The following is a 24264-nucleotide window of genomic DNA, read 5'->3' as shown; positions in this document are numbered from 1 at the left end:
TTCAGATGAAAAAATATATATCGGTACTATTGCTGTGTATTGCTGTAATTTCATGTAAATCGAAAGCAGTTGCAGTACAAGGAAATAATACAAGCCAGACAGTTGCAGTAAAAGAAGACAAGAAAGTTGTAGAAAAGCACTATGAGAACAAGTTGGATTTTTCTACTTTATATATAAAAGCCAGTGCAAAATATGCTGATGAAAAACAAAGCCAGAATGTTACTGCCGAAATTAGAATTGAAAAAGACAAACAGATTTTAGTAAGCGTGCGTTTCTTAGGAATTACAATGGCAAAAGCTTTGATAACACCTTCTGCAGTAAGTTACTACGAAAAAATAAATGGTACTTATTATGAAGGAGATTTTACAAGTTTAAGTAAATGGCTAGGTACGGATTTAGATTACAGCAAAGTTCAGAACTTACTTGTTGGAGAAGCATTTGATGATTTAAGAAAGGGAAAATATACACAAACTATTGTAGATAATCTTTTTAGATTAGATGAAGAAAAAAATTCTAATTTGAAGAAGACCTTTTTCTTAGACAGCGAAAAATATTTGATTCAAAAGGAAGAGATTTCGCAACCGTCTGAAAATAGAAATTTACAGATTAATTATTCAGATAGTAAAGTTTTTAACCAAGGAACCTTGCCAACGAGTATCGAAATAAATGCCGTTCAGCCAAAAGGTAAGACGAGTATTAATTTAAATTATAACAACATTTCATTTAATGAAGAACTTTCTTTTCCATATAGTGTTCCAAGTGGCTATAAAAAAGTTACAATTCAGTAAATTTGCAAAATAAAAATAGAAACATGCCAAAATTTCTCCTAAGTCTAGTTTTAATATGTGCCACTACATTCGTATGGGCGCAGGATTCACAGCAAGAAAAACTGGAACAGCGTAAAGCTCAAATTCAACAGGAAATCAGAGACAATGAAAAAATGCTTCAGTCTGTTAGAAAAAAAGAGAAATCTGCTGTAAACGAATATTTAATTCAGGCAAACAAGATAAAACTTAAAGAGAAATTAATCAACACTACGGCTAAGCAAGAAAAGCTGATTAGTAATGATATGTATATCAATCAGGTTAAGGTTAATAAGCTTAAAAAAGAATTGAAAGTTCTAAAAGAAGATTATGCAGAAATGATTTTAAAATCATACAAAAGCCGTTCTGAACAAAGCCGAGCAATGTTTATTTTATCTTCTGAAAGTTTTTTACAAGCATACAAAAGAGCGCAATATTTGAAACAATACACAGCTTTTAGAAAAAATCAAGGACTTGAAATCCAAAGCAAAACAGCTCAATTAGTTGATTTTAATGCTAAACTAGATGGACAAAGGCAAGTGAAAAAGAAAATTATTGCTGAGAATCAAAAGGAGAAAGTAACCCTTGAAGTAGAGAAAAAAGAACAGCAAAAATTGGTTAATTCACTTAAAAAAGATAAAAATAAAATTGCGGCAGATATTCGATCTAAACAAAGTGAATCTAAAAGAATTGATAGACAAATTGATCGTTTAATTCGTGAAGCCATTGCTGAAGCCAATAGAAAAGCAGCGGCAGAAAGAGCAAAAGCAAATCCTGGTTCAAGCGAAGCTAAGGCTCCAGTTTCTTCTTCTAAAATTGCATTGACACCAGAAGATAAAGTTTTGGCAGCTGATTTTAAAGCGAACAGAGGAAGATTACCTTGGCCTGTAGAAAAAGGATTTATTTCTCTTGGTTACGGAGATCAGCCACACCCTTTGCATCCTTCAATTACGGTCCATAATTCGGGAGTTGAGATTACGACTGAAGATGGCGCGAGCGCAAGAGCTGTATTTGCAGGAGAAGTTTCTAAAGTTATCGTTTTATCTCCAGTAAATAAGGCAGTCGTAATTCAGCATGGAGATTATTTTACCGTATATCAAAACTTGAGTTCCGTTTCGGTTAGTCAAGGTGACAAAGTGACAATTAAACAAAACATTGGAAGAGTTAGAACAAGTGGAGATACAGGAAAGACCATCATAAAATTCCTGATTATGCAAAACACTTCAAATAATAATCCAGAAGGATGGCTGCAAAGCAGATAAAAAACTTAAGGGAGCAATTTAGCTCCCTTTTTTATTAATCATATTGTTCCAAAAGATATTTGACAACATCTGTTATGGTAACAATCCCTTTAAGTTCATCTTTCTCGTTTGCAGTTAATACTGTTTTGGTCATTATATGACTAATTCGTTCTCTTTTTTTCATGATAGATTAGTTTATATTTAGATCAAATATGTAGAATAATTCTCTCAATTACTATCATTTTTATCAGTTTCGAAACAAATAAAAGTAGCTTAGAAACCAGTAAAATTTAGTATTTTTGCACTATGGAAACAAATAGACAGAAAAAAATAGGTGGAGTTATTCAGAAAGATCTGGTTGATATTCTGCAAGGTGAAGTGAGAAAAAACGGGGTTACAAATTTGGTAATTTCAGTATCCAAAGTAAGTGTGACTACAGATTTATCTGTAGCAACAGTATATTTAAGTATTTTTCCACAAGAAAAAGCTAAAGAAACTTTAGAAGGAATCAAATCAAATACAACTTTAATCAAACATGATTTATCGCAACGCGTTCGTTTGCAACTACGCCGTGTTCCGAATTTAGTTTTCTTTATAGATGACTCTCTAGATTATATTGAGAAAATTGACAATGCGCTTGCAGGAAAAGAAAACCCAATAGAAAATCGTGATCTTTTAGAAAAAAGAAGAAAATCATAAATTGAATTTCCCCTTATACATAGCCAAACGTTATATTTTTAGCAGCAGTAAAAACAATGCTATCAATATCATTAATCGTATTGCCAGCATGGGAATCATTGTTGGTACGATGGCTTTGTTTGTGGTCTTATCCGTATTTAGCGGATTAAAAGTTTTTAGTCTTTCATTTACAAATGAAATAGATCCTGATTTAAAATTGACAAGCACATACGGAAAGTCATTTTTTATTACACCCAATCAGGAAAACGAGATTAAGAAAATAAATGGTGTCGCTTCGTACACTAAAATTATAGAAGAACGTGTTTTGTTTTTGTTTAAAGATAAACAGCAGGTTACGTTTCTTAAAGGAGTTGATAGTTCGTACACTGCTGTTAATGATATTAGAAAAAAACTTTTTAATGGTCAATGGCTTAAACCGGATACTTTTCAGGTTGTTATAGGTTATGGTTTAGCTCAGAATTTTTCGTTGGGAATTATGGATTTCGAAAATCCACTTCAGATTTTCGCTCCGAAACCAGGAAAAGGAGCAATTGAAAATCCAGAAGAAGCATTCAATAAAACAGATGTTTTACCAGTTGGAATTTATTCCATAAGTGAAGATTTAGATTCTAAATATGTATTCGCAGATTTAGGTTTAACGCAGGAATTGCTGATGTATAAACACAATCAGATTTCTGGAATTGAATTTAAACTAAACCCAAATGCTAATGAAAACGCAGTAAAGTCACAGCTAAATTCAATCTTTAAAAATAAAATCACATTAAAAAATAGAGCGCAGTTAAATGAGTCTTTATATAAAATGCTCAACACAGAAAATATTGCCGTTTATCTGATTTTTACTTTAGTGATTATAGTAGCACTTTTCAACTTAATTGGAGCCTTGATTATGATGATTTTAGAGAAGAAAGGAAATCTAAAAACCCTTTTTAATCTCGGAACAGACATCAGTCATCTTCGCAAAATATTTTTACTTCAAGGTACTTTGTTAAGTGTATTTGGCGGATTAATCGGACTTGTTCTAGGTGTAATACTGGTAGTTTTGCAGCAACAATTTGAGCTGATTTTGATAACGCCAACACTTGCGTATCCAGTTGTTTTTACAATGGAAAATGTACTGATTGTAATGACAACTATTGTTTGTTTAGGTTTTGTTGCGTCTTTAATAGCAAGCAGCCGAGTTAGTAAAAAGTTGCTGGATTAATTTTTGCTAAAAAATATTACTTATATTTACCGCCTTAAATAACTACAGCATATGATTGTTTCTGCCTAATCCTATTTTATTTTTTAGAATAATTAGGATACTTACGTTTACTTTTTTAGTTCAGATCATAGTGCATCTGGACCAATATTATTATTTATCCTAAAAATATCATGACAGAAACATCTATAAAGAAAAGTTTATTTTCTAAAATTTTCACCACTCTAAAACAAGCCTTAAATGGCGACGAATCATTTGATTATACTTCTGGAAGTATAAAGAAAGCCGTAATTCTATTAGCCATTCCGATGGTTTTAGAAATGATGATGGAATCGGTTTTTGCCTTAGTCGATTTGTATTTTGTTGGACATTTAGAACATAGTAGTTTTGCTATTCAAACCGTTGGCTTAACAGAATCTGTATTAACCGTAATATATTCTCTTGCAATCGGAATGAGTATGGCAGCAACAGCAGTTGTAGCAAGAAGAATTGGTGAGAAAGATCCCGTGGCCGCTGCAAAAGCAGGAATGCAAGCTATTATTATTGCAGTTGCAGTAAATGCTTTTATGAGCATTTTCGGAATTATCTATGCAAAAGATATTTTGATTTTGATGGGTTCGTCTTTAGAATCAGCCGAGCATGGTTACAGATTTACGCAAATTATGATTGGTTCGAGTTTGTGCATTATGCTTTTGTCTTTAATAAACGGAATTTTCCGCGGCGCTGGAAATGCAGCAATTGCAATGAAAAGTCTTTGGATTGCCAATATCTGTAATATTATTTTATGCCCAATTTTAATTAATGGTTTCGGACCAGTTCCAGCCTTTGGCTTAATTGGAGCAGCTTTAGCAACCACTATTGGTAGAAGTATTGGAGTTTTATATCAAGTTTATCATCTGTTTTTTGGAAATGGAATTTTGAAAATTAAGATTTCTTATTTCGCTCCAGATTTCCCGCAGATTAAAGCTTTGATAAAAATTGCAGCTCCTGGAATTTTACAATTCGTAATTGCATCCTGCAGCTGGATTTTTCTTGCACAATTAGTGGCAACAACTGGTGGAGATCACGGCTCTGCAGGATACCAAACCGCACTAAGAATTATGATGTTTTTCATACTTCCAGCTTGGGGATTGAGTAATGCAGCTGCCACTTTGGTTGGACAGAATTTAGGCGCAAAACAAATCGAGCGAGCAGAAAAATCGGTTTATACAACAGCCAGATACAATGTAATTTTCATGGCTTCGATTATGATTATTACTTTGGTTTTTGGACAATATATTATCTCATTTTTCACGAATGATGAACAAGTAAAAGCCGTTGCGATTGAAGCTTTGCAAATCATGAGCGTCGGATTTATTTTCTACGGAATCGGAATGGTTTTAATCAATACTTTCAATGGAGCAGGAGATACTTGGACACCAACTGGAATTAATTTCTTTGGTTTTTGGCTTTTTCAAATTCCATTAGCTTATGTATTGGCAAAACATTTTAATATGGGACCAACGGGAGTTTTCATCGCTATTCCTGTTGCTGAGACTGCCATAACTTTAGCCGGAATCTTTTTCTACAAAAGAGGAAAGTGGAAACGAGTTCAAGTGTAATAAAACGAAAAAAGACCTTCAAATATTTGAAGGTCTTTTTTGTTTCATCATTTTTATCATTTCGACGAAGGAGAAATCTCCGCGAGAAGCTCGACAAAGATTGGAATTTCGTTATGGAGTTACTTGTGGAGATTTCTCCTTCGTCGAAATTGACAATGAATGTGGTTAATTTTTGTTTAAAACTAAAGATTTATATTTTAAACAAACTCATATCCAGCATAAACCTGTTCAATTTCTTTCATGATCGCGAATAAATCTTCAGGCGCATCTGTTGTAACTAATTTTTGTTTGAATTCTTTGAAAGAATGAATTCCTTTGAAATAGTTGGTATAATGACGACGCATTTCTACAATTCCCAAACGTTCCCCTTTCCAATCCATTGACCATTGCAAATGATTTCTAGCAGCTTCAACACGATCAATAACTGTTGGAGCAGGTAAGTGTTCACCTGTTTTAAAGAAATGTTTTATTTCGTTAAAAATCCACGGATAACCAATCGCAGCACGACCAATCATAATTCCGTCAATTCCGTATTCGTTTTTATAATGTAATGCTTTTTCTGGACTGTCGATATCGCCGTTTCCGAAAATTGGCATTGTAATTCTTGGGTTGTTTTTTACACGAGCAATATGCGACCAATCAGAATGACCTTTATACATTTGCGCACGAGTTCTAGCGTGGATTGTTAGAGCTTGAACTCCAATATCTTGAAGTCTTTCTGCAACTTCATCAATATTAATCGAGTTTTCGTCCCAGCCCAAACGCGTTTTTACTGTGACCGGCAAATTAGTTCCTTTGATAACCGCTTGTGTCAGACGAACCATCAAATCGACATCTTTCAAAACTCCAGCACCAGCACCTTTGCAGACTACTTTTTTTACTGGACATCCAAAATTGATATCCACTAAATCTGGTTTTACGGTAGAAACAATTTTAGACGACATTTCCATTGCCTCTTCATCACCACCAAAAATCTGAATTCCGACTGGACGTTCATAATCAAAAATATCCAGCTTCATACGGCTTTTTATAGCGTCACGAATTAATCCTTCCGACGAAATAAATTCAGAATACATCATGTCAGCTCCATGCGTTTTGCATAATCTGCGAAACGGCGGATCACTAACATCTTCCATCGGAGCTAATAGTAAAGGAAATTCAGGTAATTCTATGTTGCCAATCTTGACCATCTTCGTAATTTTTTGCAAAATTACAACATTTAGTTCAATTCACAGCAAAACATTTAAGAAGCTGAAATTAAACCATATAAGTGATATAAGTTCATTTAATTAAAGTATTGTTATACGCAATCTTTTTTAAATGAACTTATATCACTTATATGGTGGAAAAATTTTATATGTTTCTGTAATCAAAAAATCGAATTGGTTTTCGACTCATTGGATTGAAAACGAGTGGATTTAAAACTTCTTTTGAGGCAAATTCTATTTTTGGAGTTACTCTCAGTTTCGCTCTAAAATGATCTTTTATTTCTTGTAGAAATTCAGGAGTTTGATTTTTGGAAGCAATTTTTATTAAGATTTCGTCTGTACCTAAATCGTTGGTTGAGATTTCAATCAAATGATTTTCGATAGTATCAAAACTGCTCAAAACATCGTTCATGGCAGGCGGATAAAGCGTTGTTCCTTTGTATTTTATCATTTGTTTTTTACGGCCGACAACTGGACCAACACGAAGTGTATTTCTTCCACAAGCGCAAGGTTCGTTATGAAGCTGTACAATATCGCCAGTTTTAAAACGTAATAAAGGCATTGCTTCAATTCCTAAAGTAGTGAAAGTCAGTTCGCCCGTTTCTCCATTTTTAACAGGCTGATTATTTTCGTCCAAAACTTCAATAATAATCAATTCTGGATGATGATGTCCGCCTTTTCCATGTTCGCATTCTGTAAAAGCAGTGCTCATTTCTGTCGAAGCGTAAGTCGAAAACAACTTAATATTCCATTTATCCGTGATTTTTTTGAATAGAATATTCATGGAGAAATCCTGTTCTCTCAGAGATTCTCCAATACAGATTGCACCTTTTATACTAGAATTATTATAATCGATTCCGTGAATTTCGGCATATTCAATTAATTTCAAAAGGAAAGAAGGAACCGTAATTAAATAACTCGGATTGTATTTTAAAATAGAATCCCATTGCATTTCTGGAATTCCAGCGCCAACACGAATTACGCCGACTTTCAATTTTCGAAGACCTAAAAAATAAGCCAAACCAGCCATAAATTTTCGATCAATTGTCGTCATTAATTGAACTACGTCACCTTCTGCAATTCCGGCACAGGCAAAAGAAATCGCTTCATTATATGCCAATCGATCTAAGTCAGAATCGGTTAAACCAAAAGTCACAGGATCTCCTAAAGTTCCCGATGTTGAAGCGTAGTCGATAATTTTATGTTGCGGAACACACAAAAAATCATCGTTGTATTGTTGTAAATCTTCTTTAGTGGTAACAGGTAAAAATTGTAGATCTTCAAGAGTTTTCACTTTCGAAATATCAATATTCTGTCCAGCAAAAAGTCTTTTGTAAAAAGGAGAATTTTGACTGATATAATCTAGAAGTTCAACTAATTTTTTTTCTTGAAAAATTTTAATTTCTTCTAAAGAACCTTTTTCTATTGCTGGAATCATTGTAATTTTCTTTTGACTTTTTTTAAATATTTTTCAATCTTTTCTTTATCAGGAACAGTAGTAATTTCAAGGTTTAAAGCTTTTTCAAAATTAAGCTTTGCCTGCGAGAATTCCTTTTTTTGGTAAAAGTACAATCCTGCCTTATAATATACAACCCAATAATCAGGGTTTAACGATTGATAAATTTTTATGAATTCTGGAGAAATGCTTTCTTTCTTTTCCAGAAACGCATCTATTTTATGATCTTCAATTTTAAACTTTTTAAAATTCTGAAAAGCAGTGGTTTCCAAAAAAGGATCTTTTGCAATATTTAGATTTTCTTTTTGAAATGATTTCGGATTATTTTTGCTTTCGCCGAAAATTAAATTCAAATCATAGCAAACAAATTCGCCCAATTGAAATGGATTTGCAGAAACCCAAACCAATTTTTCTTTTGGTTTAAAAATAATGCCATGATGCGCCATTAATTGATTCAGCGCTTTCTCATTTCCATAGCCTAAAGAAATGTTTTTTAAACCTTCTTTATTTCGAAGAATTTCAGAGGCAATTTCAGGATTTACTTTTGGATTTTCATTCAGCAACTCTTGCATTCTTTCCAATCGATATTCGGAATGACTGTTTGCAATTTGTTCTAGATTTCGTTTATCATCCTTAAAAGAATCTCCTTGAAAATGATTTGAACAAATTAATTGATTGTTGTTTGCAACATCATAAACATCCATTTTGTTTGGCGAAACTTCAATTAAAATGGCTTTGTTATCATTCGCGCTTCCAACCATAATAGATTCAGAAACAAACACTTTTCTATTTTTTGCAATGGAAATCGCTTCTTCTAGATTTTTGGCATGCTGTAAAATTTCACGAGTTAAAATCGAAATCGGCGTTTTCGCGCTAAGCGGAATTTTAGATTTTGATGCATTTATGGTTACCGTTAATCCTTCGTAATTCATTCCAGAAACAGCGCCGATCATTCCAGGCCAAGTGACCATCATAAATTTATAACCTTCTTTCGGATTTATAAAAGCGATAATTTTATTTTCCGCGAAAGCGTCATTCACATAAAAATCAAAATTTCGAGCCAAAATTAAATTTCCATCTTCCGATTTTTCGTTCCAAGCGGCAAAAGAAGAGCAGCCCACTAAAGCTAAATCTTGTAAAGCGTGCCCGATATCGTGCGCCGCATGCAAATATAAACTGCGTTGATACTGAGGCGCGATATTATCAAATTCGTTCGAAGTATATTGAGAAACGCCGTAAATTTCAGTCTGATATTCGTTTGGAACATTCAGATACAATTTACGATTGAACCATTTTAAAAACTGACGCAGTATTTTCTGCTGCAATTTTGAAGGAACAAAATCGGTTATTTTAGAGAAAAAAATACGCTGTTGGTTTTGTAAAAGTGAGTCTGTCAGAGCGCCAGTTGTTAAGCCAATTTCTAGCGGATCGCCTTCGACATATAATTCCCAAAGACCTTGTTTGTTTTTTAAAAATGAATTTTTTCCAGAGATAAAAACACTATCGGAAACTTTAGTAACTACAGGTTTTGAATTGTTAAAAGCAGTGAGATCTGGCTTGTGATGTTTTGATTTTGACGTACCGCAGGAAGTCAGCAAACTGAAAAAACCGATAAGGATGCAATAAATAACTCGGCTTTTCATGATTCAACTATTCAGATGCTTTTTTAATTTTTTCCAGCAGATATTCTCTTCCTACAATTTCAGAGCAGGTTACAACCGCTCCAACCGTAACACCCAAGACTCCGTGCATGTTAATACTTTGGCCTGTAAGATAAAGATTTTCTATCTTAGTTTTAGAAGGAATTAAAGTTTTCATCGGATTATTAGAATCTTTAACATATCCGTACATATTTCCGCCGTCGCCGCCAATATAATCGCGGTAAGAAAGTGGAGTAGAAGTATGAACTGACTTTATACAATCTCTAATTCCTGGAAATTTCTTTTCTACTTCGTTTAAAAATTTCGCTGCTTTTCTGGCTTTGAAATCCTCATAACTTTCGCCTCGATCATTTTCGTCAAAAGTGGTATTAAAAGTATTTTCCCAATCTTTAACTTCCTCATATTTCATATACGTCAAAAACGTCATTCCGTCTGCCCATTCTTCGTCTTTTTTTGACGGACTCATAGAAGCCATAAAAGTTTTTGGCCACGAATTTTCATCGTATTCATAAGAGCTCCAAACATCATTACTACTTTTAAAATGGTAAAAATTGTGATTGATGTATTTGAAAGTTTTAGGTTTAAAAACGATATAAAGGCTAAAAGCTGAAAGTACACTTTCGAGATTTTGAATTCTGCTGAAAAAGGGTTTTCTAAAATTTTCCTGACCAGCCAATTTCAAAGTCGTTTTGGGCTCGATATTAGAAATGAAATACGTTCCAGAAACTTCAGTTCCGTCTTTCATTTTTACGGAATTCACTTTATGATTTTCAACTTCAATTTTGGTAACTTCTTTATGTTTGAAGAATTCGCCACCAAATTTTTTAAGTTGTTTTAAAAGCTGTTTGGTAATCTGACTTCCGCCATTGATGCAGCGCCAAGAACTTTCGATATAAGAATTTACAATTAAGGCATGAACATAAAAAGGCGATTTATCTGCAATTCCGGCGTAGAGAAAATTGGAACCCGCCAAAACCGCTTTTAATTTTTCGTTTTTTGTAAAAGAATCGATTGTTTCTTTCGCGTTAAGCGTTAAAACTTCATCGTTATATCTGCCTTGCGATTCGAGATTATATAGTGGAAAAGCTTTGCAGACCTCTTTTATTTTTTGGCAATATTTGTCTAGATTTTCTTTTTCTTCAGGAAAAAAATGAGTCAGTTTTTCAATGAAATTTTCAAAACCTTGCGCATGCGGATATTCGATTTTATCATCATCAAAAGAAATAATATCAAAACCATTTTCGTCTAATTGTTTCAGATTCAAATGATCCATTATTCCAATGTATTTGAAATATTGATGAAGATTCTGGCCTTCGCCCAAACCTCCTATATAATGAATTCCGGTATCAAAAATGGTTTTATCTCTAACAAAAGTTTGTAGATTTCCGCCGTATTGATTGTTTTTTTCGAGCACACAAACGCTGTAGCCTTCTTTTGCCAGAATAACGGCAGAAACCAATCCGCCTAAACCGCTGCCAATAATGACTACATCGTACTCTTTTTTCATTATTTTTTCTTTAAAAGAAGCAAAGCATTTTCTTCAGCAATAATTTCAAAACTAGGATCAAATTTATTTTTCAAATTCGAACAATTCACTAAAATTACAAAAGAAAAATTTGAAGTGATTTTTTCTAAATCGTTTTGATAACTTTCATCAGAAATTAACAGAATATCAAACTCATTTTCAAAAGCCAATTCTAATTTGTCAACGTAAATAATTTTTCTCTTTTTAAGGAAATAATTCGTTTTGGCAACCAGCATTTTTTCTTCCTCATTTATAAAAGAAACTATTTTTCGCTGTGGTTCTTGCAACGCTAATAAAACATCCAATTGCCCATAATCATTGCCTAAATGCAGAATTTTTGCTTTTGGCTGAATGTGTTTGTTTAAGTTATAATAGACTTCCAGATTTTGTTTCAGATCTTTTTTGACGCTATTTCCGATTTCAATTTCTTTGTAATCATAACTGTTGATCAACATTGACTTAAAATAATCCGGTCCTTCGAGTTGTTCACGAATTTTATGATATTGGGCTTTAAAGAATGAACTGATTTGCTTGGTTCTTTCGGCGTAATTATTTCCGTACGAAAGATTTTCAGGTGAAATTCTTTCTAAAATAGTAACCGTTAGTGAGCTTTTATGAATGACAAAATCGCCTTTCGGAATTGCTTCTGAAGCACCGTGAATGACAACAGGAAGAATATCCAATTTAAATTCTTCTGCCAAAAAGAAAGCTCCTTTATGAAATCTTTTAATCACATTATTTTCTGAACGAGTTCCTTCAGGAAAAACCATTAGTGAATATCCTTCGTTTACTTTTTTACGCAAATGTTCAACGCCGCCTTCAATTCCTTCTGAAACAGGATAAAAACCTGCTTTTCTAACAATTCCACCAAAAATAGGAGAATTGTAAACCCAGTTACTTACCAGAAAAATAATTTTTGGATTCAGGCTTCCGATTGCCAAAATATCTATAAACGAAGAATGATTAGCAATAATTACGGCTGGTTTTTCGAAAGTTTCATTGTAATTATTGATGATTTTTTTACTTATAAAAGGATTTGAATACAAGACAGATTTCATCAATTTTGAAACTACATATCGAAAACCTTTCATTTTAGTTTTCGCGCTAAGCGGAATAATTGGCATTAATGTAAAACTGAAAATAGACATTACAATACCGCTCAAACCATAATAAGCAAATGAAATAACACCATGAATAAAAGTGCGCAATTGAAACGGCGGATTTCCTTTTTTAGATCGATTGGACAAAAATAATTTGAACAAAATCGGATAGAAAATAAAAGTAATAATCAACGCGGCAAAAACTCCGATCAACGAAACGGCTGATATAGATGTCAACGCTGGATGTTTGGCAAATATCATAGCGCCAATTCCTAAAATAGTGGTGATAACGGCTAGAATAATGGAAGTTCTATAAACTGCAATTTCATTAACTCCGGTCGAATATTCTTTTTGCAATGCGCTTGTCATGAAAATACTAAAATCGACTCCGTGACCAAAAATCAAAGTGCAGACAATCATGCTGAAAATATTCATTTGAATGCCAAAAATGCCCATAATTCCTGCCGTTACAATTCCTGTCAACGCGATTGGAATACAGCTGATAATAACCAATTCGATTCTTCGGAAAAAGAAAAATAGAATCAGAATTACGGCAACAAAAGAATAATTGACAAGCGAATTAAAATCGGTTTTTAAAGTGCTGAAAAACGTTTCGTTCATTTGCTGACGATCGATTGCAATTACATTTTCTTTTGCTGAGGCCGATTTTATAAAAGCATCACGTTGTTCCGGAGCCACTTTTACCAAAGTCGAGACGGTGTAAAAACCATTTTTCTCTGTGATGAATTCTTGTAATTGTAATGCTTTTATTTTTAAATAATCATCGGCAGAAATAGGTTTGAAGTCAAAATCTAAATGATCAAAAAACAAATTGTAAGTTGTCGGTTTAAAACCAAGTTGTGAACCTTCTGAAATCAATTCAGATTTTACAAATTGTTTTTTCTGCGAAGTCCAAAATGAATTCCACTTTTCAATTTTTTGTTGTTGTGCTGCCTGAGAAAGAACAATTCCGCCAACCGAACTGAAATTCAGAATTTTATCTTGATTTTTTTCTTTTGATAAATCAGAAAAAAGCTGGCTATTATGTTGCAAAGCTTCTTCCATGGTTTTTCCATAAGAAGCGACATAAATCGTTTTGGAAGTTAAACTCGTACTTTCTTCCAATTGTTTTTCGGCCGCTTTAATGTCTTTCGGAATAAAATTTAGCTGTGACAAATCGTTATTGAAACCAACATCATTATAAGTAAAACAACAGATAATCGTAATGATAACACAAAGTCCGATTAAGATTTTATTGTTGTGAAAAGAAAAATGAGCCATCTTATCAATGACATTTTTCTTGTGTTCTGTTGGGTTTTCTTTTGGTTTAAATAAATGCGGAACAATCAAAAGCGAGAAAACTCCAGTGGCCATAACAATAACGGCAGCGAAAATTCCAAGATCATTGAGTGCATCCGATTTTACAAAAAGCAGACATAAAAAGGCAACTGCCGTTGTAGAACTGCTCATGATTACGGGCATTGTAATGTCTTTGTACAAGGTTTTTACATCGCTATTATGTTTGTAATGCGTGAGAATATGAATCGAATAATCAATTGTAATTCCCAATAAAATAGAACCGATTCCTAATGAGATTGCTGAAATCTGTTCTCTAACAAAATATAAAAATGCTACAGCAAACAAACCTCCAAATACCGTTGGAAGAAAAATAATCAGCGGAATTAAAATTTTACGATAAAATAAAATCAGAATCAGCATTAAAGTAAACATCGCAATAGATGTTGTCAAGATAATATCGCCTTTAATTTGATTGGCATTTGCAACCGCAATTAAAGCAGAACCAAAATAACTAATGGAAGTTTTCCCTTTAAATTTCTGATTTAGATTTTCTTGAATAGATTTTAGTTTTTCGGCAAAAATGGTATTCTTCTCGGTTTCGCTCGAAGGAATGTTTGAAGTAATAAAAAGCAATAATTTCTTTTTGTCCTTCGTCATTACAAAACCATTTTCTAGCGTAAAATCATCGCCAATATTTAATTGTTGTAATTTTTTTAAAGCGATGAAAGAAATCCCAAAAGGATCTTGCAGAATAAAATCTTTCGTAACAAATCCAGATGGAGAAATGATCGATTTGTAATTTCCCTGAACAGTTTCGGCAATGCTATCTTTTTGCAGTTTTTGTTCGATGTTTTTATAATCTTGATCATCTAGAAAAAGAGGCAGATTATTGTAAACAAAATCGATAGTTTCCTGAATGTTTTCTTCGTCTATTTTTCCTTGAATTCCAGTTATATAAGGTTTGCAAGATTTAGAAACGCTGTCTGAAAAAAGGGTTGCCATTTCTTTTAAATCTTCAGCAGATCCATTTTTTTCTAGTTTGAAAATGACAGTAGTTTTATCGGCAAAGTTAAGTTGTTTGAGAACTTTGGCCGTAACATCGGTTTTATCGTTTGTTGGAATAAGTTTGGTAATGTCTTCTTCAAATTTTAATCTTGAAGCAAAAAATCCAAACACAATAAGCATCAAAACAGCCAAAAAAACCGATAAAGATTTTCTTCGATTTACAAATAAATGAATGGCGTAGAAGTATTGATGCATGATTTAGGTTTAAAATTTTTTTGCCACAGATTAAAAGATTAGCTTTAGTTTGTCACCCTGAGCGAAGTCGAAGGGCATTCCAATTGGACGTGGGCTTCGACTTCGCTCAGCCTGACAAATTGGATGTAAAAATCATTTTAATCCCTTTAATCTGTGGCAGACATAACTTAAATATTCGTTTTGTTTTTAGAACTAAAAGTCGTTAAAAGTAAATAACTTATAAGGCCAACTGATAGCGCTGAAACGGTTGCTAAAATAAGACTTCCGACGATATATTGAGCAGCATTTTTTTGAATATCCTCAAACGTCATCGAACTGCCTAAAATTAGCGGCGCGTCTGAAGTGACAAAATAACTTCCTATTTTTAAAGATCCATAAATTATAAACGGAATAAAAGGCGGGAAACTCACATTAGAAGTCAAATAAGCAATTACTTTATTCAATCGAAAAATAGCAGCAAAAGTAAAAAGTAGAATAGTTTGAAATCCCCAGAAAGGAGAAAGGCCAATAAAAATTCCCAAGGAAATTGCAGCAGATTTTTTAAAATTCGAATCGGAACTTTCTAAAATATCTTCTAGAAAGAATTTTTTAAAACCTTTTTTTTTTGCCCGGCGAAAGAAATCCCGAGGTTTTATATACAATAAAGCATTGGTTACCAAAACCGTATTTAAAATACTAATTCTGGTAAAATCTTGAAACGGACGAAAATGAGAAACTCTTTCAGCAGGATCATACAAAACCTGAATCGGAATGTTTTTTACCACAATTCCTTTCCATGCTGCGCGAACAATGACTTCGATTTCAAATTCAAATTTATTGGTATAAAAACGCTTTGGTAATAAGCGTAAAGGGTACAATCTAAATCCAGATTGTGTGTCGTAGAGTTTGATTCCGGTTTCGAACTTAAACCAGAAATTGGAGAATTTGTTTCCGAAACTGCTTTTCTTCGGCACATTTTCCTGAGTCATGTTTCGGCTTCCGATTAAAAGCGAATTTGGATTATTTTGAATTTCTTCCAAAAAAACCGGAATATCAGAAGCAAAATGCTGTCCGTCAGAATCGATGGTTATGGCGTATTCAAAATTCAATTCTAAAGCTTTTCTAAAACCATTTCGAAGCGCACGTCCTTTTCCTAAATTTTTAGGATGATGAATTTGTGTAAGCTGCGAATATTGTTTTAAAATTTCCGGAGTAGAATCGGTTGAACCGTCATTAATAATAATAATATCGGAAGTGAAATCTAAAATAGAATCCAATACTTTTTTCAGTGTTTTCGGGTTATTGTAAGTGGGTACAATAACGCAAAAGCTGATCGAATTAAGTAATTCCTGATGTGATTTCATGAGGTGTTTTTTGGGCTTACTTCAGGAATTGTTTCTCTTTTTCAGAGAAACTTTTTGATTGTAAAACGAAGTCTTTAAGATATTCTTTCAAAGCCGCACCTTGTCCTGCATAGTACGTTGTGATGAACTTTTTGTCTTCTTTAATGTTTTTTTTGTATCCCGTAATGGCAGGAACATCTTCTTGAACGCTTAAACGGATCATTCTCATTTCAATATTACTTGGATCACTTTTAATGGTTGCTTCAAGAAGCTTCGCACCTTCTTTAAAACGCTCAATTTTTTCGCCTAACTTTTTTTCAAATTTAGAATCTACTAAAATTGAAGCCGCTTTGTAAGCCACTAAAATTTTATCATCATTATGAGAAACGCTGGCAAGTTTAGCTACAAAATCTTTCGCATTTGTTTCTGATTTTGCAACATCAGAATACATTTTGCGGATAGAAGCCAAATCTGGCGTTCCGACAAAACTAATCCATAAAACTAATGTCATTAATACTTTCATAATTATATTTTTTTGAACACCGTGCTCAATTTAAGAGCAGTAGTGTCGTTAAAGTAAGTCGTGTTTTTCACTTTTACCAAATTATCTTCGGTAATTACTATATCTAATTCTAATCGTAATTCTGGCGTTGCCTCAGGATTAATGAGCGCCATGAATTTTACATTCGTCAATGTTTGAATCAACAAAGATTCGTTTGTAAATTTTTCTGTCAATTCTTTGATAATCTGAATCATGCAAACTCCTGGCATAATCGGATTTCCTGGAAAATGACCTTTAAAAACGTCATGTTTTTCATTAACCAAAATTGTAACATTGTATTTTGAATCGGAAACTTTTTCCTCCGATAGGACTTTGTAAAAATCTTTTAAAATCATATTTTTTATTTTCCGAATGAATAGGAAACTCCCAGCTGAAAATTGATATTGGTATTGTAATCTCCGAATAAATAATAATTATTCGAGTTGTTTTGATAATAATCACTGCTCAAAATATCAAGCAAACCTTTCTTAAATCTTGCTTCAAATGTTAGACCCGAAGGCAAAGCATAAGCAACTCCTAAAACTAAACCCAGATCATTCTGCGCTTTTCTAACGGCTAGATTATCATTCAATAAAATATCTAATGTAGGCCCAGCTTGAAATTGAATTCCCTGCGGTAAAGTAAATTTATTCATTACCGAAAGAGACAAATAATTTATTTCAAGATCCAGATGTTCAATTCGATCACTTTGCATGTTTTCATCATAATAATTACGGGCAACATTATTAGAACCTTGTCTAGTATAATTAAGTTCTGGCTGTAGCGCATAAATTTTTGTAATCTTAATTTCAGAAAAACCACCAACATAAAAATCAGTTTTATAATCGGCATGCATTTCAGAAATGGTCGAAAAACTAAAACCTCCTCTTAAACCTGGTTTAACACTTATTTGAGCTTGTAGATTTAAAACTGTAAAAACAGCAATAAAGAAAAGTACTCTTTTTGTCATGTGTTATTTTGTTTTAAAAGTATAACTGACTCCAATTTGAAAAACCTGATTTAAAATGGCATCATTTGTATAATATCCGTCGTTATCGTAATAATCGTAGCCATAAATATCTACCAATCCTTGTTTAATTCTCGCTTCAAATGTCAAACCATTTGGCAATGTATAACCAATACCTCCAACTATTGCCAAGTCAAAATCTTCAGGATTTGAATTGATATAATTATCACCAACTTTTAAATCTAAAGAAGGTCCTGCCAATAGGTGAAAACCGCCACCATTAAAGTTAAATTTAGCAACCGCTCCAAGTGTTATATAATTTAGTTCATATTTTACATAACGATAATTATTGCCGTTTCCAAAATACTCTCTTCCTTCATCACCTTGTCTTGAGTATGTTATCTCCGGCTGCAACGAAAAGAATTTATTAAATTTAATGTTTACTAATCCACCAACATAAAAATCTGTTTTTGAATTATTGTCGTCTATATTCGTTAATGTTGATACATTCAAACCGCCTCGAAGTCCTGGACTAACTCTTACTTGTGATTGAGAAGACTGAATTCCGATAAATAAAACGAATGCAATTAAGGTTATTTTTTTCATCTTGGGATTAGTTTAGTTTTATGGTTAGTTTAATTTTCTATTCTGATTTAAAATAATTCAGCTCGATTTTAAGCTTAATATTTTGATGAATAATCTGAATATTTTCAGCAAAAATATTGTTTTCTGAATTGAAAAACAGCGTAAATTTTTCTTTTGTTTGAGAAGAATGAACGATCTTTTCTAATTTATGATCTTTTTTGGAGATAAAAATATAATTATCACGCTTGCCGTCTGCCGATTTATAAATGTCAGCTGATTCGTTTTCAAACTGTTCTTGAAGCTGATATTCCTTTTTTAAAAGCAGTCTAAAATCTTCTTTTAAAGTATTGATCAAGATTTTTCGATCTAATTCTGAAACAATCGAATTGACTTTAAAGTCATTTTCAGAGATTTCAAAATCCATTAATTTATTTCCAAATTCTGTTGTAAAAACAATCCGGTGCGTTGTATCGTTTATTTTTTTGGCAATGAAAATTCCAGACAATTCATTTCCGTAAACTGAAATATTAGTTTTATAAACATAATCGGTTTTTGAATCTGAAAAATAAGGAACGGTATAAGACGTTTTGTCTAATTTTTTAGGCTTATAGTTTTTTGAAACCGAGCCGCAAGAAACCAAAACAATCGCCAAAAAGCAATTAATTAGTAAAAACTGAATCGTCGATTTTTGCATTGATCACTTTATTTTTAAGTACAATTCTGGTATAATCTTCAGATGATTCTAATAATTTTACCTGAACCACAGTTGCTTCTTCTTTATCAAAAGTCAGTTCAATTTGTTTGATGTATTTTTTCAGCGTCGCATCTTTCGGAACAAATTTCGCTAAGTTTAGACCTTTTAATTTGAAATACGAAATCGTAAATTCCTTATCGTCAAACATATTTCCGCTTACGCTTCCCACAATCAACTTATTGATTCGGGCAAAAATTTTGCTGTTGCCAATATCAACGGCGCTTTTCTTTCCTTCGTCATTAATCAGGATTTTGCCATTTTTGAAAGTAATGCTGTAATTGTATGGTTTTTTGTATTGCCATTGAAGCAAAGCAGGTTCTTTAAAAATCATTTTACCAGACGTTTCAATATCTTTCGATAAAAAATCTAAATGTTTATACTGAACAAAATCAGTCGTCAACGTCTTGATTTTTTTAGCCACCACATTTACATCTTGTTTGAAAGATGCAATTTCGGCATCGGTCATTTTTTGTTCTTGCGCCGATAAACTCAAACCGATTATTAAAAAAAAGAATAGATATATTTTAGTTTGCATAAGCTTTAAGATTCAAAAGTTCTTCGATTGAAACGACTTCATAATTATTTTGCTTTAAAAATTGCAAAAATTGTTCCAAGACAAAAACAGAATGTTTTCCCGTATCATGCAAAAGTACAATTCCGCCGGGAGAAACACGTTTAATAATTCGACTGAAAATTAATTCCTGATTTTTAGTTCCTCCATCAAGAGAACGAATATTCCAACCAATTGTTTTATGTCTGGTAATTTTTAAAGCTCTTCGAATCGAAGGAGTTGTCACTCCGTAAGGTGGACGAAAAAAGTTTATTTTTCTAGAAGTGAATTTTTCCAGAAGAGCGTCTGTTCTCTCAAGTTCTTCGGTTATTTTTTTAGCATTATAAAAATCAAAAAACTTAGAATGCGAATACGAATGATTTCCAACCAAATGACCTTCATCAATCACTTTTTGGAGAATTTCGGGATTCGTTTCAATGTTTTTTCCAATACAGAAAAAAGTCGCTTTGGCGTTGTATTTTTTCAAAAGTTCCAAAACTTCCAAAGTGTAAATACTTGGACCATCATCAAAAGTAAGCGCAATTTTTTTTTCTTTTTCTAAAGGATTATGGCAGAACGCTTTTACATGATAATTGGATGAAATTCTAGAGGAACCATAAGCGTTTATTCCAATCCAAAGAAAAATAACAGCAAGATAAAACCCTATATTTATTGGCATAATAAAGTTTACAAGAAACATTAAAAGCAATAAGAAGATAAAAAATATCGAGATGTTTTTATGCGTTATCATTTTGACAGCAACGTAAAACTATGGTTTTTTCCGTTTAATTGATTGTATAATAAAATCGTTTTGTATTCTGATTTTTCGACAGCATTTACTTTTGTAATTTCAGGAATTTCCTGAGTTTTCAAAATTTTAGCAGCCATCCAGAAAGCAAAAGCCGAAGCCGTATCATATTCACCGCTTAAATGTTTGTAATACAAAATAGGTGTTTGAGCAAAAGCATTTTCAGCCAAATTTCTATAATAATTTTCAAAATCGGCATTTCCGTCAAAACCTAAAACCAATGCATCAATATCTGAAATCGCTAAATTATTAGATTTCAAAAATGATTGAATTTCAGATTCAACTTCGTTTTCTTCTAAAGTATTTACAATAGAAATATCCACAAGTTCTGCGTAGGTAGTGTCTTTTCTTTCATTTTCTAAAACAAAAAAACTAGCACCTTCTCCATACACCGCTCCGCTTGTTGTAGAAGTTAAAACATCGTAAGGAGCAGAATTGTCTTTTTTGATTCGTCCGTTTAATTTAAAAAGGGCAGTGGTATATTCTCCGTTTTCATCAACGCCGCCTACTAAAATCGAATTAGCTTCGTCCTCTTCAATCTGCATTTTCGCATCCAAAAGCGCCGATTCAAAAGAAACCGCACCGTTTACGTATGTGAAATTATAACCTTTACATTGCTGTAAAAGAGCAATTTGCGCACCAACTGTATTGTGAGTAGATTGGATAAAAGAAGTCGGCGTTAAAAACTCTTCTTTATTATCTAAAATGCTTTTTAGGAATTTTTCAGAATCTTCGATACAGCCTAAACCAGTTCCAGTAATAATGGCATCTACCATTTCTACATTAGCATCTTTCATTGCCAAAGCCGAAGCAACAATTCCGTTTTTTACTCCTTTTGCCATTCTGCGGCTTGCAGCTGGCGAAATATACTCTTTGTACGCTGGCGGAACAATTGCCAGTACATTTTCATCGTGATTTACATTGGCTTCTTCCAAAAAAACAGTATCAAATGTTTTTTGAGTCGAAATACAGCCTACTCCATTTATATATGTTTTTTTCATTAGCTTTTTGAAAATATAAGGGTTGAACAATTTCCTCCAAACCCAAAAGAGTTAGATAAAACATGTTCGATGTTTTTATTTTTAATAGAAGTCTGCGGAGTCAAATCGAATTCTTCCATTTGTGTTTCAAAATTCAGATTCGGATAAACCACATTATTCTGAATGGCCAAAACACTGTAAACGGCTTCAATCGCCGCTGCTGCTGCTAAAGTGTGACCTGTAAATGGTTTTGTTGAACTAAAATCGGGAACTTTTTCCTCTTCGTAAATTCGTCTTAAAGCTCTTCCTTCCGATAAATCGTTATTTGGAGTTGCAGTTCCGTGAACGTTGATATAGTCAATTTCAGAAGGTTTTAAACCTGAAACTTCAAATGCTTTTTTCATGGCTAGATAAGCGCCGTCTCCGTTTTCAGAAGAAGCCGTTTGGTGAAAAGCGTCATTTGCATTTCCGTAACCTGAAACTCTTGCCAACACTTTTTTGTTTTGTTTGGCCACAATTTCATCCGATTCTAAAACTAAAAAAGCCGCAGCTTCTCCCAGATTCAATCCTTTTCTGTTATTGTCGAAAGGTTTGTTATAATCGTCAGATAGAATCATCAAAGTCTTAAATCCGTTGATGGTAAATTTTGCCAAAGCATCAGCTCCGCCCACAATTACACGATCTAATTTTCCGGTTTTAATTAATCTTGCGCCCAGCATAATCGAATTGGCAGCAGAAGAACAAGCTGTAGAAATAGTAGTTACCATTCCTTTTAAACCTAATTCTTCGGCAATTTTTTCAGCAACATCGCCGCCATCATGGCAGGTAATATATTTAACCAATTCTGGTTTTTCGAAATAATCGTAATAATGTTTCTCTGTCATGTCCATTCCGCCCACGCTAGTAGCCGCAATAAGTCCCGTTCTAAATTCATTGATTTCGGTAATGCCGGCGTTTTCAACAGCTTGTTTGGCTGCCAAAGTACCAATCATAGCGGTTCTGGAGAAATTATTATTCTCGTTTAATTTCAGTTCACTAACAAGAGCATAATTGTTTTTTTTGATTTCTCCAACTTTGATTATGTCCGCATGAACTGTCGAAATATTTTGAATGCGAGAAATGCCTATTTTATTTTCGATTAACGACTGATAGTTTTCCTCAACCGAATTACCGATTGCGGATATAATTCCCATTCCCGTTATTGCAACACCTTTTGCCATTTTAGATTTTAGAGTTTTGATTTTAGATTCTAGAACTTTGTCAAAGTTTTAAGCTTTGACAAAGTTGACGGATTTTAAAACATTTCAGATTTTAGATTAGAATAGGAAATCTATCCCGATAGCTATCGGGACTAAAGTCTAAAATCTGAAATCTATTTTGTTCTGTTAGCGCTTATATACGCTGCCATAGTTTCGATAGATTGGAAAATTGTTTTTCCTTCTTTCGGATCTACTAATTTAATTCCGTAATCTTTATCTAAAATCACGATCAATTCAAGTGCATCAATCGAGTCTAAACCTAAACCGTCTCCAAACAAAGGATCGTTATCAGCAATATCTTCAATTGCAATATCTTCAAGGTTTAAAGTAGTTATGATTTTATTTTTTAATTCTTCTTTTAATGCTTCCATGATTATTTATTGTATAATGTATTGATTGTTTCGTTTTTAAATTCGGTATTTTCTGCTGTACCAATTGTACAAAGAAAAGCTTTATAATTGTCATTAAAAAATTCTACCCATCCGCATAAAACTAGATCCGCCTTATTCGTATTCAGAAGAATGTTAGAATAATTGGACATAAATTCTGCGTTAAAGGATTCAAATATAAAGAAAGAATTCTCACTTTTGAGCTGATGACGAATACTTATCTCGCCCAAACAAATATTTGGCAGTGTATAGACAAAAACCGCAGGACTCGGAAAATAGTTTTCTTTGTCTGAAATAGATTCCTGATATTTTACATCGGTATCTAAACTTGAAGATTTATTGGCTAAAACCAAAGCGATATTGTTTTCCTGTTCAGAGGATGTTATCGGACTCAAAAGCAATTCTGAACCTAAAAAAGCCAGTTTGCTCAAAGCATCCATTTTGAAAAACTTCGGATATTGCATTTCAAAACTACGATACGCTTGTTTGGCAAAATCTGCAAAATCGGTTGGTTCGATTTTGAATACAGAATTTCCGTTGAGAACAATTTCGTTGTTTTCAATCGTACAATAATTTTGTATGTAAGTTTTATTTTGAGTCATCAGAACTACTGTTATTTGTTCGACGGAACAAAATTTAAATCGTTTTTCAGTTTATTTAATTTTTTTGCAGCTTCGTAAACTTCCTTTTCTGCAGTATTGCTTTTAGCAACTGGATCAGGAGAAAGGCGTGCGTTTAAGATTAAAAACTTAAATGTAATATCGCTTCCTGCTTTATTTTGATAAGAATCTGCATATTCTGGTTTGTCAATTTGGTTAATAGTTCTTGAAACCTCATTTCCTAAAACAGAATTTATCGGAGTGCCATAATTTTTATTCGTTTTCAGATCATTCAAATATAGCGTGTCTTTTCCTAAATATCTTAGTGTATAACTGCTCTTTGCATCTTGATAATTAAAGACGAAAGTGGGAGTTTTAATTTTTTCTACTTTTTTGACACAGCTCAATGAAGATATTGCCAAAAATAAAATGATTAAATTTTTCATTTAATGTTTTTAT

At 32.9% G+C, this 24264-nt stretch carries 23 protein-coding genes; 5 read left to right on the top strand and 18 right to left on the bottom strand.

The window, feature by feature from the left end:
- Nucleotides 1-5: 5 nt before the first annotated feature.
- The 5 genes from LL966_RS12180 (at nucleotide 6) to LL966_RS12160 (ending at nucleotide 5542) form a co-directional block, all read left to right on the top strand.
- Nucleotides 6-788 (top strand): DUF4292 domain-containing protein, encoded by a 783-nt coding sequence (locus LL966_RS12180; protein ID WP_229353553.1) that lies wholly within the window; start codon nucleotides 6-8, stop codon nucleotides 786-788.
- Nucleotides 789-811: 23 nt separating this feature from the next.
- Nucleotides 812-2065, top strand: a complete 1254-nt coding sequence (locus LL966_RS12175; RefSeq protein WP_229353551.1) for a murein hydrolase activator EnvC family protein — start codon at nucleotides 812-814, stop codon at nucleotides 2063-2065.
- A gap of 285 nt (nucleotides 2066-2350) precedes the next feature.
- Nucleotides 2351-2743, top strand: coding sequence for a 30S ribosome-binding factor RbfA (rbfA, locus tag LL966_RS12170; RefSeq protein ID WP_229353550.1), 393 nt, complete (start codon nucleotides 2351-2353; stop codon nucleotides 2741-2743).
- Nucleotide 2744: 1 nt separating this feature from the next.
- Complete coding sequence (locus LL966_RS12165) at nucleotides 2745-3944, top strand: ABC transporter permease (protein WP_229353549.1); 1200 nt, start codon at nucleotides 2745-2747, stop codon at nucleotides 3942-3944.
- A 170-nt stretch (nucleotides 3945-4114) separates the two neighbouring features.
- The gene (locus tag LL966_RS12160; RefSeq protein ID WP_229353547.1) at nucleotides 4115-5542 is read left to right on the top strand and encodes an MATE family efflux transporter; all 1428 of its coding nucleotides are present in this window, start codon (nucleotides 4115-4117) and stop codon (nucleotides 5540-5542) included.
- A 197-nt stretch (nucleotides 5543-5739) separates the two neighbouring features.
- On the opposite strand, the gene dusB is transcribed toward LL966_RS12160, so the two are convergent.
- The 18 genes from dusB to LL966_RS12070 all read right to left on the bottom strand — a co-directional run bounded on the left by dusB (nucleotide 5740) and on the right by LL966_RS12070 (nucleotide 24251).
- Nucleotides 5740-6732, bottom strand: coding sequence for a tRNA dihydrouridine synthase DusB (dusB, locus tag LL966_RS12155; RefSeq protein WP_229353546.1), 993 nt, complete (start codon nucleotides 6730-6732; stop codon nucleotides 5740-5742).
- Nucleotides 6733-6895: 163 nt separating this feature from the next.
- Nucleotides 6896-8188 (bottom strand): phenylacetate--CoA ligase family protein, encoded by a 1293-nt coding sequence (locus tag LL966_RS12150; protein WP_229353544.1) that lies wholly within the window; start codon nucleotides 8186-8188, stop codon nucleotides 6896-6898.
- Complete coding sequence (locus tag LL966_RS12145; protein ID WP_229353542.1) at nucleotides 8185-9849, bottom strand: C45 family autoproteolytic acyltransferase/hydolase; 1665 nt, start codon at nucleotides 9847-9849, stop codon at nucleotides 8185-8187. The genes LL966_RS12150 and LL966_RS12145 overlap by 4 nt, the downstream gene beginning before the upstream one ends.
- A 7-nt stretch (nucleotides 9850-9856) precedes the next feature.
- Nucleotides 9857-11374 carry a phytoene desaturase family protein gene (locus LL966_RS12140; RefSeq protein WP_229353540.1) on the bottom strand — a complete coding sequence of 506 codons (1518 nt, stop codon included), beginning with the start codon at nucleotides 11372-11374 and terminating at the stop codon, nucleotides 9857-9859.
- Nucleotides 11374-15051, bottom strand: a complete 3678-nt coding sequence (locus tag LL966_RS12135) for a 1-acyl-sn-glycerol-3-phosphate acyltransferase (RefSeq protein WP_229353533.1) — start codon at nucleotides 15049-15051, stop codon at nucleotides 11374-11376. The genes LL966_RS12140 and LL966_RS12135 overlap by 1 nt, the downstream gene beginning before the upstream one ends.
- A 167-nt stretch (nucleotides 15052-15218) precedes the next feature.
- Complete coding sequence (locus LL966_RS12130; protein WP_229353522.1) at nucleotides 15219-16394, bottom strand: DUF2062 domain-containing protein; 1176 nt, start codon at nucleotides 16392-16394, stop codon at nucleotides 15219-15221.
- A gap of 16 nt (nucleotides 16395-16410) precedes the next feature.
- Nucleotides 16411-16896 (bottom strand): hypothetical protein, encoded by a 486-nt coding sequence (locus LL966_RS12125; protein ID WP_229353519.1) that lies wholly within the window; start codon nucleotides 16894-16896, stop codon nucleotides 16411-16413.
- 2 nt (nucleotides 16897-16898) lie between these two features.
- Nucleotides 16899-17270, bottom strand: coding sequence for a 3-hydroxyacyl-ACP dehydratase (locus tag LL966_RS12120; RefSeq protein WP_229353516.1), 372 nt, complete (start codon nucleotides 17268-17270; stop codon nucleotides 16899-16901).
- 5 nt (nucleotides 17271-17275) lie between these two features.
- A complete protein-coding gene (locus LL966_RS12115) occupies nucleotides 17276-17884 on the bottom strand; it encodes a porin family protein (RefSeq protein ID WP_229353513.1) in 609 nt (202 codons plus the stop codon).
- Nucleotides 17885-17887: 3 nt separating this feature from the next.
- Nucleotides 17888-18487, bottom strand: coding sequence for a porin family protein (locus tag LL966_RS12110; RefSeq protein WP_229353508.1), 600 nt, complete (start codon nucleotides 18485-18487; stop codon nucleotides 17888-17890).
- A gap of 37 nt (nucleotides 18488-18524) precedes the next feature.
- Nucleotides 18525-19160 (bottom strand): hypothetical protein, encoded by a 636-nt coding sequence (locus LL966_RS12105; protein ID WP_229353506.1) that lies wholly within the window; start codon nucleotides 19158-19160, stop codon nucleotides 18525-18527.
- Nucleotides 19126-19755: an outer membrane lipoprotein carrier protein LolA gene (locus tag LL966_RS12100; RefSeq protein ID WP_229353504.1), complete on the bottom strand. Its 630-nt coding sequence runs from the start codon at nucleotides 19753-19755 to the stop codon at nucleotides 19126-19128. Before LL966_RS12100 ends, LL966_RS12105 begins: the two co-directional genes overlap by 35 nt.
- Nucleotides 19745-20449, bottom strand: coding sequence for a polysaccharide deacetylase family protein (locus tag LL966_RS12095; RefSeq protein ID WP_229353501.1), 705 nt, complete (start codon nucleotides 20447-20449; stop codon nucleotides 19745-19747). The genes LL966_RS12100 and LL966_RS12095 overlap by 11 nt, the downstream gene beginning before the upstream one ends.
- Nucleotides 20450-20517: 68 nt before the next feature.
- Nucleotides 20518-21579, bottom strand: a complete 1062-nt coding sequence (locus LL966_RS12090) for a beta-ketoacyl synthase N-terminal-like domain-containing protein (RefSeq protein ID WP_229353500.1) — start codon at nucleotides 21577-21579, stop codon at nucleotides 20518-20520.
- Nucleotides 21579-22778: a beta-ketoacyl-[acyl-carrier-protein] synthase family protein gene (locus LL966_RS12085; RefSeq protein ID WP_229353498.1), complete on the bottom strand. Its 1200-nt coding sequence runs from the start codon at nucleotides 22776-22778 to the stop codon at nucleotides 21579-21581. Before LL966_RS12085 ends, LL966_RS12090 begins: the two co-directional genes overlap by 1 nt.
- A gap of 152 nt (nucleotides 22779-22930) precedes the next feature.
- Complete coding sequence (locus LL966_RS12080) at nucleotides 22931-23188, bottom strand: phosphopantetheine-binding protein (RefSeq protein WP_017496902.1); 258 nt, start codon at nucleotides 23186-23188, stop codon at nucleotides 22931-22933.
- A gap of 2 nt (nucleotides 23189-23190) precedes the next feature.
- Nucleotides 23191-23808, bottom strand: a complete 618-nt coding sequence (locus LL966_RS12075; RefSeq protein WP_229353495.1) for a 3-oxoacyl-ACP synthase — start codon at nucleotides 23806-23808, stop codon at nucleotides 23191-23193.
- Between the two features lie 11 nt (nucleotides 23809-23819).
- Entirely contained in the window at nucleotides 23820-24251 is a 432-nt protein-coding gene (locus tag LL966_RS12070) for a hypothetical protein (RefSeq protein ID WP_229353494.1), read from the bottom strand.
- Between the last annotated feature and the right edge of the window lie 13 nt (nucleotides 24252-24264).

It is taken from the genome of Flavobacterium chungbukense (assembly GCF_020805785.1).
Taxonomy (GTDB): Bacteria; Bacteroidota; Bacteroidia; order Flavobacteriales; family Flavobacteriaceae; genus Flavobacterium; species Flavobacterium chungbukense.
Note: the sequence above shows the minus strand (reverse complement) of the source record. Positions and strands in the feature narration are given on the sequence as shown.

Bases quoted from the DNA above. Each gene is read 5' to 3' on its own strand.
- LL966_RS12180 (WP_229353553.1), top strand. From the start codon at position 6: ATGAAAAAATATATATCGGTACTATTGCTGTGTATTGCTGTAATTTCA.
- LL966_RS12175 (WP_229353551.1), top strand. From the start codon at position 812: ATGCCAAAATTTCTCCTAAGTCTAGTTTTAATATGTGCCACTACATTC.
- rbfA (WP_229353550.1), top strand. From the start codon at position 2,351: ATGGAAACAAATAGACAGAAAAAAATAGGTGGAGTTATTCAGAAAGAT.
- LL966_RS12160 (WP_229353547.1), top strand. From the start codon at position 4,115: ATGACAGAAACATCTATAAAGAAAAGTTTATTTTCTAAAATTTTCACC.
- dusB (WP_229353546.1), bottom strand. From the start codon at position 6,732: ATGGTCAAGATTGGCAACATAGAATTACCTGAATTTCCTTTACTATTA.
- LL966_RS12150 (WP_229353544.1), bottom strand. From the start codon at position 8,188: ATGATTCCAGCAATAGAAAAAGGTTCTTTAGAAGAAATTAAAATTTTT.
- LL966_RS12145 (WP_229353542.1), bottom strand. From the start codon at position 9,849: ATGAAAAGCCGAGTTATTTATTGCATCCTTATCGGTTTTTTCAGTTTG.
- LL966_RS12140 (WP_229353540.1), bottom strand. From the start codon at position 11,374: ATGAAAAAAGAGTACGATGTAGTCATTATTGGCAGCGGTTTAGGCGGA.
- LL966_RS12135 (WP_229353533.1), bottom strand. From the start codon at position 15,051: ATGCATCAATACTTCTACGCCATTCATTTATTTGTAAATCGAAGAAAA.
- LL966_RS12130 (WP_229353522.1), bottom strand. From the start codon at position 16,394: ATGAAATCACATCAGGAATTACTTAATTCGATCAGCTTTTGCGTTATT.
- LL966_RS12125 (WP_229353519.1), bottom strand. From the start codon at position 16,896: ATGAAAGTATTAATGACATTAGTTTTATGGATTAGTTTTGTCGGAACG.
- LL966_RS12120 (WP_229353516.1), bottom strand. From the start codon at position 17,270: ATGATTTTAAAAGATTTTTACAAAGTCCTATCGGAGGAAAAAGTTTCC.
- LL966_RS12115 (WP_229353513.1), bottom strand. From the start codon at position 17,884: ATGACAAAAAGAGTACTTTTCTTTATTGCTGTTTTTACAGTTTTAAAT.
- LL966_RS12110 (WP_229353508.1), bottom strand. From the start codon at position 18,487: ATGAAAAAAATAACCTTAATTGCATTCGTTTTATTTATCGGAATTCAG.
- LL966_RS12105 (WP_229353506.1), bottom strand. From the start codon at position 19,160: ATGCAAAAATCGACGATTCAGTTTTTACTAATTAATTGCTTTTTGGCG.
- LL966_RS12100 (WP_229353504.1), bottom strand. From the start codon at position 19,755: ATGCAAACTAAAATATATCTATTCTTTTTTTTAATAATCGGTTTGAGT.
- LL966_RS12095 (WP_229353501.1), bottom strand. From the start codon at position 20,449: ATGCCAATAAATATAGGGTTTTATCTTGCTGTTATTTTTCTTTGGATT.
- LL966_RS12090 (WP_229353500.1), bottom strand. From the start codon at position 21,579: ATGAAAAAAACATATATAAATGGAGTAGGCTGTATTTCGACTCAAAAA.
- LL966_RS12085 (WP_229353498.1), bottom strand. From the start codon at position 22,778: ATGGCAAAAGGTGTTGCAATAACGGGAATGGGAATTATATCCGCAATC.
- LL966_RS12080 (WP_017496902.1), bottom strand. From the start codon at position 23,188: ATGGAAGCATTAAAAGAAGAATTAAAAAATAAAATCATAACTACTTTA.
- LL966_RS12075 (WP_229353495.1), bottom strand. From the start codon at position 23,808: ATGACTCAAAATAAAACTTACATACAAAATTATTGTACGATTGAAAAC.
- LL966_RS12070 (WP_229353494.1), bottom strand. From the start codon at position 24,251: ATGAAAAATTTAATCATTTTATTTTTGGCAATATCTTCATTGAGCTGT.